Source organism: Streptomyces roseolus (genome assembly GCF_014649855.1).
Taxonomy (GTDB): Bacteria; Actinomycetota; Actinomycetes; order Streptomycetales; family Streptomycetaceae; genus Streptomyces; species Streptomyces roseolus.
On record NZ_BMTV01000015.1, the window covers coordinates 1 to 15,915 of the forward strand.

Below are 15,915 nucleotides of genomic sequence, written 5' to 3' on the forward strand. Positions count from 1 at the left end.
TGTTGAGTTCTCAAGGTGCGGACGCTTCCTTCGTTCCCGTCTCCGGGCCCTCCGGGCGCTTCCTGCGCTTTCCTGCGCTTTCCTGCGTTTCCGACTCTATCAGATCTTTCCGATCCGATTTCCTCGGTGCTTTCCGGTCCCTTTAGCTTTCGCTCCGGGCCCTTCCGGCGTTTCCGACTCTATCAGGTCCTTTCGGCGTCTGATTCCCCGTCAGAGGGGGTTGTCCTCGCGGCTGTTGGGCCGTTCCGACGTCTCAAACCTTAGCGGATCCCCTCGGCCGACTCATAATCGAGGCGTTCGAATTGAATTTCGGCATGCCGAAATTCATCCCGTGAAGGAGATCGTGCTGGATTGAGGTGCCGCTGTCGCGGCGGGATGGCTGCCGCAGAACCGTTCCGGCTCCGTGACAACTCGGAGAACACTACGCATCTCCCAGGGGTGTGTCAACCCCCCTCCGGTGACGTGCGGGAACGTCTTCGGGGGCGCCTTCAGTCCAGGTCGGACAGCCTGCCGCCGGCGTCCGGCTGGGTCAGTTCCACCCGGCGCAGGAGGCGGATCAGGGCGTCGCCGAGGACGCCTCGCTCCTCGGGTTCGAGGTCCTGGAGGAGCTCCTCCTCGAAGTCCGTGGCCATGCGCATCGCCTCCAGCCACTTCGTGCGGCCCTCGTCCGTCAGTTCGACGATCACGCGGACGCGGTTGTTCTCGTCGCGGTCCCGGGTGACCAGGCCCTCGCCGGCCATGCGGTCGATGCGGTGGGTCATGGCGGCCGGGGTGAGACCGAGGCGCTTGGCGAGCTCGCCGGGGCCCAGCCGGTAGGGGGCGCCGGAGAGGACGAGGGTCTTGAGGACCTCCCACTCGGCATTGCTGATGCCGAGGTCGGCGAGCTGGCGGCCGTACGCCACGTTCATCCGGCGGTTCAGCCGGCCGAGCGCGGAGACCACCTTCTCCACCTGGGGGTCCAGGTCTCGGTACTCGCGCTGATAGGCGGCGATCTGCTCGTCGAGCGTCGGCTCCTGCGGCTCTTGCGAGGCGGACCGCTCCGGGGTGTCGGACATGGGGGCGAGTATCCCACGGTCCTCGTTGGCGTTGAAGTCCTTCTGTGTGTACTGTTAAGGATCGAACTTTAGGGTTTAAGTCTTCAGGGTTCAGGCATACAGGGGTGAACCCGGGCCGGACCCGCGACCGAAGTGGGTGAGTGTGACCAAGGCGAGGGGCGCGGCGATGCGCCGGATTCAGGCAGGCAGCGCGCTGAGCGCGTTCGGACTCGGCTTCACCGTGCCGTACCTCTATGTGTACGTGGCGCAGGTGCGGGATCTGGGCGCGACGACCGCGGGTGTGGTGCTGGCCGTCTTCGCCATGGCCGCGCTCGTGGTGCTGCCGTTCAGCGGGCGGGCGATCGACCGGCGCGGGCCCGTTCCCGTGCTGCTCGTCGCTTCCGGGCTGGCCGCGGTCGGCGCCGTGGGGATGGGGCTCGCGTCGAGCGTGCCGGCGGCGGTGGGCGCCGCCGCGCTGCTCGGTGCGGGGACGGCGGTGCTGCAGCCGGCGCTCGCCACGATGATCGTGTGGTGCTCCGAGCCCGCCGGGCGGACGCGTGCCTTCGCGCTCCAGTTCTTCCTGCAGAACCTCGGCCTGGGTGTCGGTGGTCTGATCGGCGGCCAGCTCGTCGACGTGAGCCGGCCCGACAGCTTCCTGCTGCTGTTCTCGATCGAGGCCGTGATGTTCCTGGTCCTCGCCGCGGTGGCCGGCACCGTGCGGATGTCCGGTTCGCCGGCGTTCCAGGGCGCGCGGCCCGACGGGGGCGGCAAGGGGGGCGGGGTCCGGGCGATGCTCGGCCACAAGGCGATGGTCCAGCTGTGCGTGCTCGGCTTCGTCCTCTTCTTCGCCTGCTACGGACAGTTCGAGTCGGGTCTGGCCGCGTACGGCACCGAGGCCGCGGGCATCGCGCCGTCGACGCTCGGCCTCGCGCTCGCCGCCAACACCGCGGTGATCGTCCTGGCGCAGTTCCTGGTGCTGAAGTTCGTGGAGCGCCGCAAGCGCACCCGGGTGATCGCGGCCGTGGGTCTGATCTGGGCGGTGGCGTGGCTCATCGCCGGGTACGCGGGCCTCGGGCACGGCAGCCAGGCGATGGCGACGGCCGCGTTCGTGTCGACGTACGCGCTGTTCGGGCTGGGCGAGGCGATGCTGTCGCCGACCGTGGCGCCGCTGGTCGCCGATCTGGCGCCGGAGTCGCGGGTGGGCTCGTACAACTCGGCCTTCGCCCTGGTGAAGCAGCTGGCGCTGGCGGTCGGTCCGGCGGTGGGCGGTCCGATGGGGGCGTCGCTGCACGGTCCGTACATCGTGACCTTCGTGCTGTTCTCGCTGCTCGTGACGGTGCTCGCGGTGCGGCTCGGCAGGCAGCTCACGCCGGTGCAGAACCAGCCCGCCCTGGCCGCCAGGCCGTCCCGGATCGTGGTGCGGCACGAGCCGGAGAAGGAGACCGCCGCCGCTGCCTAGTCGGGCAGGGCGAATTCGCACCACACCGCTTTGCCGCCGCCGGGAGTGCGGCGGCTCCCCCAGGACGAGGCGATCGTCGCGATGATGGAGATCCCGCGACCCGCCTCGTCCTCCGTTTCCGCCCTGCGGCGGCGCGGGAGGTGGTCGTCGCCGTCGGTGACCTCGATGATCAGGCGGCGGTCGGTGCGGCGCAGCCGCAGGCGCATGGGCGGGGTGCCGTGCTGGAGGCTGTTGGCGACGAGCTCGCTGGTGGCGAGGACGCCGAGGTCGCGGAGTTCGACGGGGAAGCGCCAGGAGGAGAGGACTCCGGAGGCGAAGGCACGCGCGCGTGGGGCGGCCTCGACGCCGCCGAGGAGTTCCAGGGCGGCGTTGTGGAAGAGCTCGGCGTCGGCGCCGTCACGGGCGGGGTGCTGGACGACGAGGACGGCGACGTCGTCGTCGTGTTCGGCGGTGACGCCGAGGGCGCGGAGCAGCCGGCCGCAGATCACCTGGGGGTCGCCGCTGGCGCCGGCGAGCGCGCGGGCGAGGGCGTCGACGCCCTCGTCGATGTCCTCGCGGCGGCGCTCGACCAGGCCGTCGGTGTAGAGGACGGCGGTGGAGCCGGGGGGCAGGGCGATGGAGCCGGAGGCGTGCAGCCAGCCGCCGGTGCCGAGCGGGGGCCCGGTGGGGTCGCCGGCCTTGCGGACGGTGCCGTCCTCGTCGCGGACGAGGATCGGGAGGTGGCCGGCGGAGGCGTAGACGAGCTTGCCCTCGTTGGGGTCGTGGACGGCGTAGACGCAGGTGGCGATCTGGCTGGCGTCGATCTCGGCGGCGAGGCCGTCGAGGAGCTGGAGGACCTCGTGCGGGGGGAGGTCCAGGCGGGCGTAGGCGCGGACGGCGGTGCGGAGCTGGCCCATGACGGCGGCGGCGCGGACGCCGCGGCCCATGACGTCGCCGATGACGAGGGCGGTGCGGCCGGCGCCGAGGGTGATGACGTCGTACCAGTCGCCGCCGACGGCGGCGTCGGCGACGCCGGGCTGGTAGGTGGCGGCGATCCGCAGGTCGTCGGGCTGCTCCAGTTCCTGCGGGAGGAGGGAGCGCTGGAGGGTGACGGCGGTCTCGCGGTGGCGGCGCTCGCTGGCGCGGAGCCGCTCGGCGGCCTCGGCGTGGTCGGTGACGTCGGCGGCGTGGACGAGGACGCCGGCGCCGTCGAGGTGCGGGCTGTCGACGGGGAGGCAGGTGACGGTGTAGGAGCCGCCGTCGGCGGTGCGGCGGGACTTCACGGTGCGGGGCTTGCCGCTGCGCAGGACCTGGTCGAGGAGGGGCAGCAGGCCGAGCTCCTCGGCCTCGGGGCAGGTGGCGGCGACGGTGGCGCCGGGGGTGCGGGGGCCGAAGGCGGAGGCGTAGGCCTCGTTGACGTACGCGATGCGGTGCTCGGGGCCGTACACGAGGGCGACGAGGCCGGGGAGGCGGCCGAGGAGGTCCCGTACGGAGAAGTCCTCCAGGGCGGGGACCTCGGTGGCGTCGGTGTCCAGGGTGGCCTCCGCGTCGGCGGCGGTGCCCTCGGCGGGGTGCTCCGACCGGGGACCGTACTCACCGCGGGCTGCGGGCACGGAGCCTTCGGTCGCCCGGGCCGCGCGGCGCTGCGTGCCGGGGAGCCGGGCGCTCCAGCGGGTGAAGTTCACGGATCTGTATGCCTCGTGGTGTCGGTGCCGTGCGGAGTCACGCTGTGCAGGTGTGAGCCCACCTATGGTCACACGTCCAGTGTGGACGAGTGCACTGACAGTGATGTCAGGAGGACGTCCCGTCGTTCCCTTCGGGGCGGGGTGCGGGGGGCGGGGGCGGGGGCGGTGCGGCCGCGAGTTCGAATTCGGCCCTGGGGTGTTCCAGGGAGCCGAGGGAGACGATCTCGCGTTTGAAGAGGCCGGAGAGGGTCCATTCGGCGAGGACGCGGGCCTTGCGGTTGGCGGTGGGCATCCGGCTGAGGTGATAGGCGCGGTGCATGAGCCAGGCCGGGTATCCCTTGAGCTTGCGGCCGTACACGTGGGCGACGCCCTTGTGGAGGCCGAGGGAGGCGACGGAGCCCGCGTACGCGTGCGCGTACTCCTTGAGCGGGCGGCCGTGGAGCGAGGCGGCGAGGTTCTCGGCGAGGATCCTGGCCTGGCGGACGGCGTGCTGGGCGTTGGGCGCGCAGGGGGTGCCGGGGTCCTCCGCGGTGAGGTCGGGGACGGCGGCGGCGTCGCCGGCCGCCCACGCGTGGGGGGTGTCCGCGACGGTGAGGTGGGCGGTGCAGCGGATCCGGCCGCGCTCGTCGAGGGGCAGGTCGGTGGCGGCGAGGACGGGGGCGGGTTTGACGCCGGCGGTCCAGACGACGGTGCGGGTGGGCAGGCGGGTGCCGTCGCTGAGGACGGCGACGCGGTCCTCGCAGCCGTCGAGGCGGGTGTTCAGGCGGACGTCGACGTTCCGGCCGCGGAGCTCGCGGATCGCGTAGCCGCCCATCTCGTCGCCGACCTCGGGAAGGATCCGGCCGGCGGCCTCGACGAGGACCCATCTCAGGTCCTCGGGCTTGATGCCGTGGTAGTAGCGGGTGGCGTACCGGGCCATGTCCTCCAGTTCGGCGAGCGCCTCCACGCCCGCGTACCCGCCGCCGACGAAGACGAAGGTGAGGGCGGCGTCGCGGAGGGCGGGGTCGCGGGTGGAGGAGGCGATGTCGAGCTGCTCCAGGACGTGGTTGCGCAGGCCGATGGCCTCCTCGACGGTCTTGAAGCCGATGCCGTGCTCGGCGAGGCCGGGGACCGGGAGGGTGCGGGAGACCGAGCCGGGTGCGAGGACCAGTTCGTCGTAGGTGAGGGCGACCGGGCCGGCGCCTTCCTCGTCGGTGGCGAGGGTGGTGAGGATCGCGGTGCGTTTGGCGTGGTCGATGGACTCGACCTCGCCGATGAGGAGGCGGCAGCGGTCCAGGACGCGGCGGAGGGGGACGACGACGTGGCGCGGCGAGAGCGAGCCGGCGGCGGCCTCGGGGAGGAACGGCTGGTACGTCATGTACGGGTCGGGGGTGACCACCACGATCTCGACGGAGCCGCCGCCGAGCTCCGTCCTGAGCTGCCGCTGGAGGCGCAGCGCGGTGTACATGCCGACGTATCCACCGCCGACCACGAGAATGCGCGCAGGTTCGGTCACCGTCCCATGAGGCATCGCCGTCCGGGGTTTGTCCACAGGCCCGGCGAATTGTGTGACCGGAGGGGTACGGAGGCGCGGGGTGGCGCGCACGGGGCGTCCGCGTGCAACGGCGCAGGTCACGGCGGGCGTGGGTGGTGAGGAGGACGGTGCGAAACCGGCGGCTCCGGCGCCTTGCTCCGATCGGGGGGCGCACCATCCGGAGCTCCCCCTTCTGAATTGACCCGGACTCAACTATGTTCGTAGTTCGTCGGGGTGTCGGGTCGGCGTGCGCGCGGACCGATTGCGCACAACGGCCGGGAGCCCCGTATCAGGGCGGGGAGTCTCCGGGGGGAGACATCATGAGCGGGGGAACGCTTATGCAGATTCAGGATTCTCGTTGGCAGTCCGTCGTCGGCGCCGAGCGCGACGACAGGGCTGCGGGGACCGTGGCCGCCGCGCCGGCGGCCGGCGGCGCGCTGACCGGCGGCACCGTCGCGGGCGCGGGCACGGTCGTGAACGGCCCGGGAGCGGGCGGCCGCGCGGCGCCGCTGCGGGTGGACGCGCAGCGCAATCTGGAGCACGTGCTCCGCGCGGCGCGCGAGGTCTTCGGCGAACTCGGTTACGGGGCGCCGATGGAGGACGTGGCGCGGCGGGCCCGCGTGGGCGTGGGCACCGTGTACCGGCGCTTCCCCAGCAAGGACGTGCTGGTGCGGCGGATAGCCGAGGAGGAGACGGCGCGGCTGACCGAGCAGGCGCGGGCCGCGCTCGGGCAGGAGGACGAGCCGTGGTCGGCGCTCTCCCGCTTCCTGCGGACGTCGGTGGCCTCGGGCGCCGGCCGGCTGCTGCCGCCGCAGGTGTTGCGGGTCGGCGTGGACGAGCCGGTGCTGCCGGGGGACGACGCCGAGGGCGGGGCCCGGGTGCCGTACCAGCGGGGGCTCGGCGAGCAGGCCGACGCGCGCGTGGTCGCGCCCCGCGCGGTTCCGGCGGGCGAGCGGGACGACGCCGGCGCGGCGGAGCTCCTGGAGGTCGTCGGCCGGCTCGTCGACCGGGCCCGTGAGGCGGGTGAGCTGCGGACGGACGTGACCGTGGCCGACGTCCTGCTGGTCATCGCCACCTCGGCCCCGGCGCTGCCGGACGCGGCCCAGCAGGCGGCGGCCTCGGCCCGGCTCCTGGACATCCTCCTGGAGGGCCTGCGCTCCCGGTAGCGGCCGGTCGTCCGCCCGGCCCGTGGGCCGGGCGGACGAAGGAGCACGACACGAACGCGTGAGCGGTTACGCGGGGATGCGGGAAGTCGCCCCGGACGAGTGGTAAGTCGACGCGGCGCTTCGGCATGCCCGCGTCGTGTGGCACTCTTTCCCGGTGTTCGGGTCTGCGCAGGCGTACGGGGGCTTCCGCGATGAGCGGTGACGGTCGGGACGATCCGCTGAGCGGCGGCGCCACGGAGACCCCGGGCCCGCCCGCCGGGCACGTACCGAGCCAGGGGGGCCCCGGCGGTTCCCCCGCAGCACCGCAGGGTCCCGGCGAACCGAGCGTGCCGCAGCAGCGCGAGGCGTCCTCCTCGGGCTCCGCCGTCCCGGGCGCGCCCGCCGCCGGTGCCGCTCCCGCCGCCGACGGCGTACCCGACGAGGCCCCGGCGGACGACGACGGCGAGGGCGTGCTGCCGCCGCCCCGCGAGCTCGCCCCCTCCGACGCCGATCTGATCCAGCGCATGCGGGACGGCGACGACTCCGCCTACGAGGAGCTGTTCCGCCGCCACTCGGAGGCCGTACGCCGCTACGCCAGGACCTGCTGCCGGGACGCGCACACCGCCGACGACCTCACCGCCGAGGTCTTCGCCCGCACCCTCCAGGCCGTGCGCGGCGGCGCCGGACCCGAACAGGCCGTCCGCGCCTACCTGATGACCACCGTCCGGCGGGTCGGCGCCGTCTGGGCCAAGACCCAGAAGCGCGAGCACCTCGTCGAGGACTTCGCCGTCTTCGCCGCCGACGCCGCCCGCTCCTCCGAGGTCTCCGACCAGGACACCATGGACCTCGGCGCCGAGGTCCGGGCCATGCAGGAGGCCGAACAGTCGCTGGCCATGCAGGCGTTCCGCTCGCTGCCCGAGCGCTGGCAGGCCGTCCTGTGGCACACCACCGTCGAGGAGGAGTCGCCCAGCGACGTCGCCCCCCTCTTCGGCCTCACCGCCAACGCCACCGCCGTGCTCGCCAGCCGCGCCCGCGAGGGCCTCAAGCAGGCCTACCTCCAGGCGCACGTCAGCCAGGCGCTCACCGCCGGCGGCGACTGCGCCCGGTACGCCGACCGGCTCGGCGCCTACGCGCGCGGCGGACTGCGGATGCGGGCCGAACGCGGCCTGCGCAAACACCTCGACGAGTGCGCCAAGTGCCGGGTCGCCGCCGGGGAACTCGCCCACGTCAACGCCGGGATCCCGGCGCTCCTCCCCATCGCGGTCATCGGCTGGTTCGCCGCCGGGTACTCCCTCAAGGCCGCCGGCATCGTCGCCGGCGGCGCGGCGGGCGCGGCCGGCGCGGGCGCCGCGGCGGCCGCCACCGGCGGGACGACGTCCGGCGCCGCCTCCGGCGGGGCCGCCGCCGAGGGGCTCGGCGCGCCCGCGAAGGTCGGGATCGCCGCCGCCGCGGCCGTCGCCGCCGCGGCCGGGCTCGTCTGGGCGATGACCGGCGACCCGCAGCCCGTCGCCGCGCCGAAGCCGGTGCCGACGACCACCGCCCCCACGACGCCCGCCCCGCCCCCGCCGCCGAAGCCCGCCCCCACGCCCGAGCCGGTGGCGGCGCCCGCGCCGAAGCCGAAGCCGAAGCCCGTGGTGACGACGCCCCCGCCGGCGCCGAAGCCCGTCGTGAAGCCGAAGCCGAAGCCGGTGGTGAAGCCGGTGGTGAGGCCCGAGCCCACCCCGACACCGACACCGACGCCCCCGCCGCCCGGACCCACGCCGACGCCGACCCCCACCCCGCCGCCGACGACGCCTCCCCCGCCGCCGCCCCCGCCCGCCTCCTACCAGGTCGACGAGCTGGAGTACGAGGCCTTCGGCGACGGCAGCAAGCCCGAGGTCGTCCAGGAGGGCGGCACCTGGATGTGGGCCCGCCGCGGCATGTCGATCAGCGACCGCGACTACGCGTACGGGGTCAGCGTGCACGCCCCGTCCTCGCTGCTCATCCGGCTCAACCGGCAGTGCGCCCGGTACGACGCGATGGTCGGCGTCGACGACCTGAGCGCCCCGCTCGGCCCCGGCGGCGTCCGCTTCTCCGTCTACGGGGACGGGCAGCGGCTCTGGCGCTCCCCCGTGGTCCGGCCGGGCGACCCGGCGCTCCCGGTGCGGGTGGACATCAGCGGCCGCTCCACGCTGCGGCTCGTGGTGGAGGAGCACACCCCCTTCGGGCGCGCCGCCGTCGCCGACTGGGCGGAGTCCCGGATCAGCTGCTCCTGACCGGTCCTTGCCGCGGACGGACCCGGATCAGCTGCTCCTGGCCGGGGCGTCGACACCGGCGGACCCGGATCAACCGCTCCTGATCGGGTCCTCGACGCCGACGGACCTTGATCAACCGCTCCTGGCCGGGTCCTCGGCGCCGGCGGCGTACGGCTCCACCAGGGCCAGGACGGCTTCCGGGCCGAGGACCGCGCCCGCCACGCGGGCGGCGGCGAGGCCGTCCTCGCCGAGCACGGCCCGGCAGGCGGCGGCGATCGCCTCCGCCTCGCGGAGTTCGGGCACCGAACGCGGGACGTCCCGCCGCCAGGCGTCGACGGCCGCGGCCACGCGCGCGCAGCGGTCCGCGTCCCCGGCCCGGTGCAGGGTGTAGACGAGCCCTTCGCCGAGGGTGATCACGAGGATGTCCGCGCAGTGACTGGTGACAGCGGCGCGCAGGGCCTCGACGGCGGTCGTGACGGCCGCCGCGCCCGCCCCCTCCTGGGCCTCGACGCGGGCGACGAAGCCGTCCAGAGCGATGGTGAAGTGCGGGGGCGGCGTGCCGCCGCGGGCCTGGGCGCCGGCCGAGGAGAGGGCGGCACGCGCGCGTGCGGGGTCGTCCCGTTCGAGGGCGAGGACCGCGCGCATGAAGTCCACGTAGGCGAGGGCGTCCTGGAGGCGCAGCCGCTCCGACTCCCGGGCGGCCTCTTCGATGCCGCGCTCGGCGGCGGCAGAGTCGCCGTCGCGGTAGGCCAGTTCGGCGAGCCGGGCGACGAGGAACGGGGCCTCGGCGTGGGCGCCGACCTCGCGGGCGAGCGCCAGGGCCTCCTCGTACGCCTCCCTGGCCTCCTCGCGGCGGCCCCGCATCATGTTGGCCTCGGCGGCGGCGGAGGCCACCTGGGCGCCCATCCAGCGGTCGCCGACCCGGCGGCTGAGGAAGCGGAGTTCGGCGAGGTCCTCGTCGACGCCCTTCATGCCGCCGGGCATGTCCACGATCATGTGGGTGCGGAACATCAGGCTCACCCCGACCTCCCAGTCCCCGCCGTACCGGCGGCAGACCTCGACGCCCGTGTCGAGCAGGGAGCGGACCTTCGCCGGCTCCTCGGTGAGGTACGCGGTGAACGGCCAGAGCAGACCGGGGAAGCGGGCGGACTCGGGACCCGGGTCCTGGCCGAAGGCGTCCCGGACGCGGCGGACCAGCGCGCGCGTGCCGGCGTCCTCGCGGAGGTCTCCGGTGTACATGTGCTCGTCCTCCATGCCGAGGAAGAACGACAGCATCCGCAGGTGCATGCGGGGCCAGTGCCGGGGGTCGGCCCGGTCGTCGGGGTCCTCCCCCAGGGCGAGGGCGCGCCGGGTCCAGGCCAGCCCCTCCGGGCGGTAGTTGCGCAGCCACCAGAACCAGCCCATGGCGAAGACCAGCCGGAGCCCGGCGGGCTCGTCGGGGGCCGCGACGAGGGTCCGGTGCAGGGCGGCCCGGATGTTGTCGAGGTCCCGCTCGATCCGGTCGATCCAGGGCAGCTGCTCACCGGAGCGGAGCCTCGGCTCGGCCTCCTCCGCGAGGGCCGTGAAGTGCGCGGTGTGAGCGGCCTCGGCGGCGGCGAGCAGCTCCGGGGTCTCGGCGGCGCGCTCGGCGGCGTACTCGTGGATGGTCTCCAGGAGGCGGTAGCGCATGGCGCCGTCGTCGGCCGGGGACGCGATGACGAGGGACTTGTCGACGAGCGCGCCGAGGGTGTCGAGGGTGGTGGGGGCCGCGGCCCCCGGGGCGGGGGCGTCGACGGCCTCGGCCGCCTGGAGGTCCCAGCCGCCGGTGAAGACCGAGACCCTGCGGAGCAGGGTGCGCTCGGCCGGGTCCAGCAGGTCCCAGGACCAGTCGACGACCGCGCGGAGGGTCTGCTGGCGGGGCAGCAGGGTGCGGGCGCCGGAACTGAGGAGCCGGAAGCGGTCGTCGAGCCGGTCCGCGATCTGGCGCGGGGTGAGCAGCCGCAGCCGGGCGGCGGCCAGTTCGATGGCGAGGGGCAGGCCGTCGAGGCGGCGGCAGATCTCCGCGACGGCGTCCGCGGCGCCCGCCTCGCGCGCGTGGTCCCGGTCGAAGGTGGGGCGCACGGCCCGCGCCCGCTCGGCGAAGAGCCGGTGCGCGGGGGCGGGCGGCAGCGGCTCGACCGGGCGGACGGTCTCGCCGGGCACGCCGAGCGGTTCCCGGCTGGTGGCGAGGATCCGCAGGTCCGGACAGTGCGCGAGGAGGGTCTCCGTGAGGGTCGCGGCGGCGTCGATGACGTGCTCGCAGTTGTCGAGGACGAGGAGGAGGCCGGGGCGGTGGGCGAGGTGCTCGACGAGGTGGGCGGTGGGGTCGTCCTGGAGCGCGGTGCCGTCGCGGGTGATCAGGTTGATCTCGCGGAGGCGGAGCGCGGAGAGGACGGCGCCGGGCAGCGCGCCCGGGTCGTCGAGCGGGGCGAGCTCCGCGATCCACGCGTCGGGCCCGGCGGCCCGCCGGGCGACCTCCTCCGCGAGCCGCGTCTTCCCGGAGCCGCCGGGCCCGGTGAGCGTGACGAGCCGGAACCGCCCGAGGTCGTCCCGGAGCGCCGCGAGCTCGGGCTCCCGCCCGACGAAGGAGGTGAGCCGGGGCCGGATGTTGCCGTGCGCGGCGGGCGGTGGCTGGGGCTCGGAGCCGGTGCCGGGTGCGGAGCCGGTGCCGGGTGCGGAGCCGGTGCCGAGACCGAGACCGGGGCCGGTGCCGAGACCGAGGCCAGGGCCGGGACCGAGGCCAGGGCCGGGGCCGGTCCCGGGGTACGCAGCGGGGCGCGGGGGCTCCGTGGGAGCGGGGCGCGGGGGGAGCTCCGAGAGCTCAGGGTGCGCACGGGGAACGGCGTGCGCGGAGGACTGGGGATGCACGGAGGGCTCGGGGCGCTGGGGGATCTTGGGTCGCTCGGGGGCGAGGAGTTCGTGGTGGAGGGCGGTCAGTTCGGGGCCCGGGTCGGTGCCGAGGGCGTCGGCGAGGGTACGCCGGGCCGTCTCGTACGCGGCGAGCGCGTCCGCGTGGCGGCCCTCGGCGCGCAGGGCGCGGATGAGCTGGGCGTGGAAGCCCTCGTCGTACGGGTGCGCGGCGGTGAGCCCGGACAGCTCCGGTACGAGTCCGTCGACGGCGCCGCGCCGCAGGTCGGCCTCGACGCGCCTGCGCAGGGCGGCGAGCCGCTGTGCCTCGGGGCGGACGCCCACCGGTCCCGGCAGGTCGGCGAGGGCGGGCCCGCGGAAGAGACCCAGCGCGTCCCTGAGGAGCGCGGCGGCCGTCTCGGGGTCGCCGGCGTCGAGCCGGGCGCCGGCCTCCGCGGCGCGGCGCTCGAAGACGTACAGGTCGATGTCCTCGGGCCCGGCGACGAGCCGGTAGCCGGGGCCGGGCGTGGCGGCGACGGCCTCCCGGCCGAGGACCCTGCGCAGCCGGCCGACGAGCGCCTGGAGCGCGGCGGGCGCGTCGAGCGGCGGCTCGTCCCCGTACACGTCGTCGACGAGCTCCCCGACCGGCACGGCCCGTCCGGCGCGCAGCGCGAGCGCGGCGAGCAGCGCGCGCAGCCGGGCACCGCCGAGGGGCAGGGGGGTTCCGTCGGGGCCGAGGACCTCGGTGGTGCCGAGGAGGAGATACCGCACCGGCCCATTCTTGCCGCCGGGGCCGGGGGGCGCCTCGGGGTTTCCCCGGGCTGTGGACAGAGCCGCCGGGGTCAGAACTCGGCGGTGTCGAGGGTGAAGCCGAGGGGGGCGGGGAGCGGGACCTCGGTCCCCAGCTTGTGGATGGACTTGTGGGTGTAGTCGTCGCCTTCGGGCTCGGAGCAGACGACGGCCTCGCCGGCCTCGCGGTCGATCATCAAGCAGGCGGGGATCCCGGCGCGGGCGTGGGCACGGATCTTCTGCACGCGGCCGCGGCCCGCGGTGGATGTGGAGGTGACCTCGGCGACGAGAAGGACAGGGTCGGGAGCGTGCCACTCTTGCTGGTCGGCAAAGCTGCCCTTGGGAGCGATCACGAGGTCGGGGATGACCCGGGCGGCATCACCCGCTCCGGGCAGGCTGAGTCCGACGCCGGTGAAGTTCCGGAGCTCCTTGTCCGCGCGACGCGCGATGCCCTGCTCCACCACCTCGGTGACGATCTCTTCGTGCTCGCCATCGGCCGGAGGCACCACGTAGATCTCCCCTTCGATCAGCTCCACGCGCCAGCCCTTGGGGGCCATGGCGCTGAACAGCTCGAAGGTCTCCTCGACAGTCGCCCCTTCGCGATCTTCCGGTTCCTCGGACACGCTGTCCCCCTGAAGCGGAACCGGCGGCGGCAGCGGCATGGCCATGCTGGGCCTCCTTCGCTCGGTGCGACGCTCTCAGCTCAGAACGGGCTGCGGAGCCGGGTCAGGAACCGTTTCACTCGAACGGGCGTGCTGTGGCGTTTCACCGCGCCGGCAAGGACCTCGACGCCGGGATCAGCGGCCCCTGGACCGCCCGGGGCGCGCGCGGGGTGGCCGTGTCGGTCCAGCAGGAGCCCCGGCGGGCGAGGAGGCGGCGGAGCCAGAGTTCGGTGGAGACGAGGTCGGCGAGGCCGTCGAGGGGGACGCGGGCTCCGTCGGCGGCGGCGCGCAGGGCGTCCCGGACGGTACCGGCCTCGATGAGGCCCGCGTCGGCGAGGAGGGGGGCCTCGAAGAGGGCCAGGAGCGCCGGGAGGGCGGCGCGCAGGCCCGCGCGGGCGGTGCCGGCGGGGACCGCGGGGTAGGGGGCGCCCCAGCCGGGCGGCAGGTCGCGGATGCCGGTGTCGGCGAGGACGGTGCGCAGGACGCCGGCCCGCGCGTCGGGCTGGACGCGGAGCGCTTCGGGGAGGTCGCGGCAGGCGCGGACGACCTGGTTGTCGAGGAACGGCGCGTGCAGCCGCTGGCCGCGGATCTCGGCGGCCTGTTCCAGGACCCGGTGGTCGGCGGCCGCCCGGGCGAGGGCGGCACGCGCGCGTGCCTCGCCCGGGCGCTGCACGGTCGGCGGCAGGGTGGCCGCCCGGTTGAGGCGCGCGGACACCTCGGCGAGCGCCTCGCCCGTCAGCCAGCGGGCCGCGGGACCCGGCCGGGACCAGGCGAGCGCGGAGAGCGAGGCGGCCAGCGGGCCGTGGGTGTCGGCGGGGTCGCGGTTGGCGTCGAGGACGTGCCGGGCGGCGGTCTCCAGACCGGCCCGGTAGGGCGTACGGGCGAGCCTGCGCGCCGCGCGGTAGACGGTGACCGGCACCAGGAAGGCGCCCGCGGACGGGCCGGTCGCCTTGGCGAGGGCGGTCACGGGCCGCACCAGGGAGCGGCGCCTGCGGTCCATCAGGAGGTCGGCGAGGCGGGCCGGATGGGCGTCCAGGACCTGTCGGGCACCGAGCCCGGTGAAGTGGTCGGCGCTGCCTCCGGCGAGCCGCCTGCGGTGCCGTTCGGCGGTGACGAGCGCGGGCCCCGGCTCGTCGGTGAGCGGCCCGTCGAGGGCGGCGTACGGGAGGGCCTCCTCGCCCGCCGTGACGACCACGTGGCGCAGCCGGGGGTCGGCCGCCAGTGCGCGGGCCCGCTCCAGTTCGGCCGTCCTGCCCGGGCCCGGCTTGGCCGCCAGGTCGGTGAAGGTGACCGCGAGCAGCCGCTCGCCCGCGTCCGCGCCGTGCCCGAGGATCGTGCCGGGCACGCCGGGCAGTCCGGCGGCGAGCAGGGCGAGGGTGGCGGAGGCGCTGCCGCCGGACAGGTCCGCGCCGATGCCGGGCACGGGGCCGGCGCCGCGGGCCGCCCGCCGGTCCGCGGGCCCCATCCCGGGGACGGGTCCGGGATCCGGCGGGGGCGCCTCGGGGGCGTGCCGGGGGGCCGTGAGCCGGGCCCGTACGGCCTCCACCAGCGCGTCCCTGACCGCCTCGACGGCCTGCCGGGGCTCGGCCTGCGGGGCGGCGACGGCGAGCGAGGCCACCGTCTCGTACCCGGCGATCTCGCGGGAGCCCTCGCGCAGGATCAGGGCGTGGCCCGGCGGGACGCGGCGGACGCCTTCGTAGGGAGTCGAGTCGCGCAGCGCCTCCGGGGACTCGGGGCAGGCGAGCAGTGCGGCGAGGTGGCCGATGTCGAGCTGGGCCTCCACGAGGTCGGCGAGCGGCAGGGCGGCGGTGGCGTAGGCGGTGCCGCCCTCCCAGGGGGTGTGGAAGACGGGCCGGGCGCCGGCGAGGTCTCCGGTGACGGTGACCCGGCGGCCGGCCTTGACGACGGCGGTGTAGCTGCCGGGCCAGGCCGTCAGGTGGCGCAGGGCGCCGCCGCGGGCGGTGACGAGGCCGCGGCGGAGTTCGTCGTCGCCCGCGGCGCAGCAGCCGAGGACGGCGAGCCGGGTGCCGTCGTCGAGGGAGACCACCCGGACCTCGTCGGGGCGCCAGTCGCCGACGGCCCACAGCGGGTCGGGGTCGCCCCAGAGGAGCTGTGCGCCCACCGGCTGCACCGTGCGCCCCCCGACGTGCCCGCCGCTTTCGGCGTAGGGGCGCGCCTGGGGCGGGATGTGGGGGTCGTACGCGCCGGGCGCGCCGTACGCACTACGGGCGCCGTCGCTCGCTCCGGCGCGCGCCCCCGCGGTCGTGGCGTACCCCGCGGCGACACTGCTCCAGCCCACCAGCCATCGCATCGGCGCCTCCACGTCCGTTTCGGTGGGGCCATGCTGCCATGACAACGGCGCACGGGGCGGGGTCCGGGCGCACGCGCCCGAAAGCCGAATGCGCCCCTGGCATGCGCCAGTTGGCCACCGGAGGAACACGAGGTGGCGCGGGGCGCGGGCGCCGGGGCGGGGCTCGGTGGGTCAGCGGCGCCGGACTCGGCGCGCCGAGGGCGTCGGACCCGGCGCGTCGAAGGCGTCGGACACGGCGC

General features: G+C 75.5%; 9 protein-coding genes. 3 read left to right on the forward strand and 6 right to left on the reverse strand.

Annotated elements, in window-relative coordinates:
* Positions 1–488: 488 nt before the first annotated feature.
* A complete protein-coding gene (locus IE245_RS18755) occupies positions 489–1,055 on the reverse strand; it encodes a MarR family winged helix-turn-helix transcriptional regulator (protein ID WP_189949014.1) in 567 nt (188 codons plus the stop codon).
* 166 nt (positions 1,056–1,221) lie between these two features.
* On the opposite strand from IE245_RS18755, the gene IE245_RS18760 reads away from it, so the two are divergent.
* Positions 1,222–2,493, forward strand: a complete 1,272-nt coding sequence (locus IE245_RS18760) for an MFS transporter (RefSeq protein ID WP_189949016.1) — start codon at positions 1,222–1,224, stop codon at positions 2,491–2,493.
* Here IE245_RS18760 and IE245_RS18765 read toward each other — a convergent pair.
* Positions 2,490–4,157, reverse strand: coding sequence for an ATP-binding SpoIIE family protein phosphatase (locus tag IE245_RS18765; protein ID WP_189949018.1), 1,668 nt, complete (start codon positions 4,155–4,157; stop codon positions 2,490–2,492). The genes IE245_RS18760 and IE245_RS18765 overlap by 4 nt on opposite strands.
* A gap of 106 nt (positions 4,158–4,263) precedes the next feature.
* The gene (locus IE245_RS18770) at positions 4,264–5,667 is read right to left on the reverse strand and encodes an NAD(P)/FAD-dependent oxidoreductase (protein ID WP_189949320.1); all 1,404 of its coding nucleotides are present in this window, start codon (positions 5,665–5,667) and stop codon (positions 4,264–4,266) included.
* Between the two features lie 341 nt (positions 5,668–6,008).
* Here IE245_RS18770 and IE245_RS18775 point away from each other — a divergent pair, with 341 nt between their 5' ends.
* Both IE245_RS18775 and IE245_RS18780 read left to right on the forward strand, forming a co-directional pair.
* Positions 6,009–6,836 (forward strand): TetR/AcrR family transcriptional regulator, encoded by an 828-nt coding sequence (locus IE245_RS18775; protein WP_373305350.1) that lies wholly within the window; start codon positions 6,009–6,011, stop codon positions 6,834–6,836.
* Positions 6,837–7,027: 191 nt separating this feature from the next.
* A complete protein-coding gene (locus IE245_RS18780; RefSeq protein WP_189949022.1) occupies positions 7,028–9,070 on the forward strand; it encodes a sigma-70 family RNA polymerase sigma factor in 2,043 nt (680 codons plus the stop codon).
* A 111-nt stretch (positions 9,071–9,181) separates the two neighbouring features.
* Here IE245_RS18780 and IE245_RS18785 read toward each other — a convergent pair whose 3' ends face one another.
* The 3 genes from IE245_RS18785 to IE245_RS18795 form a co-directional block, all read right to left on the reverse strand.
* Positions 9,182–12,685, reverse strand: a complete 3,504-nt coding sequence (locus IE245_RS18785) for an AfsR/SARP family transcriptional regulator (protein WP_189949025.1) — start codon at positions 12,683–12,685, stop codon at positions 9,182–9,184.
* A gap of 71 nt (positions 12,686–12,756) precedes the next feature.
* The gene (locus IE245_RS18790) at positions 12,757–13,371 is read right to left on the reverse strand and encodes a Uma2 family endonuclease (protein ID WP_189949026.1); all 615 of its coding nucleotides are present in this window, start codon (positions 13,369–13,371) and stop codon (positions 12,757–12,759) included.
* A 97-nt stretch (positions 13,372–13,468) separates the two neighbouring features.
* Positions 13,469–15,676: an asparagine synthase-related protein gene (locus IE245_RS18795; RefSeq protein ID WP_189949029.1), complete on the reverse strand. Its 2,208-nt coding sequence runs from the start codon at positions 15,674–15,676 to the stop codon at positions 13,469–13,471.
* Positions 15,677–15,915: the final 239 nt, after the last annotated feature.

Bases quoted from the DNA above. Each gene is read 5' to 3' on its own strand.
- IE245_RS18755 (WP_189949014.1), bottom strand. From the start codon at position 1,055: ATGTCCGACACCCCGGAGCGGTCCGCCTCGCAAGAGCCGCAGGAGCCG.
- IE245_RS18760 (WP_189949016.1), top strand. From the start codon at position 1,222: ATGCGCCGGATTCAGGCAGGCAGCGCGCTGAGCGCGTTCGGACTCGGC.
- IE245_RS18770 (WP_189949320.1), bottom strand. From the start codon at position 5,667: ATGCCTCATGGGACGGTGACCGAACCTGCGCGCATTCTCGTGGTCGGC.
- IE245_RS18775 (WP_373305350.1), top strand. From the start codon at position 6,009: ATGCAGATTCAGGATTCTCGTTGGCAGTCCGTCGTCGGCGCCGAGCGC.
- IE245_RS18780 (WP_189949022.1), top strand. From the start codon at position 7,028: ATGAGCGGTGACGGTCGGGACGATCCGCTGAGCGGCGGCGCCACGGAG.
- IE245_RS18790 (WP_189949026.1), bottom strand. From the start codon at position 13,371: ATGGCCATGCCGCTGCCGCCGCCGGTTCCGCTTCAGGGGGACAGCGTG.
- IE245_RS18795 (WP_189949029.1), bottom strand. From the start codon at position 15,676: ATGCGATGGCTGGTGGGCTGGAGCAGTGTCGCCGCGGGGTACGCCACG.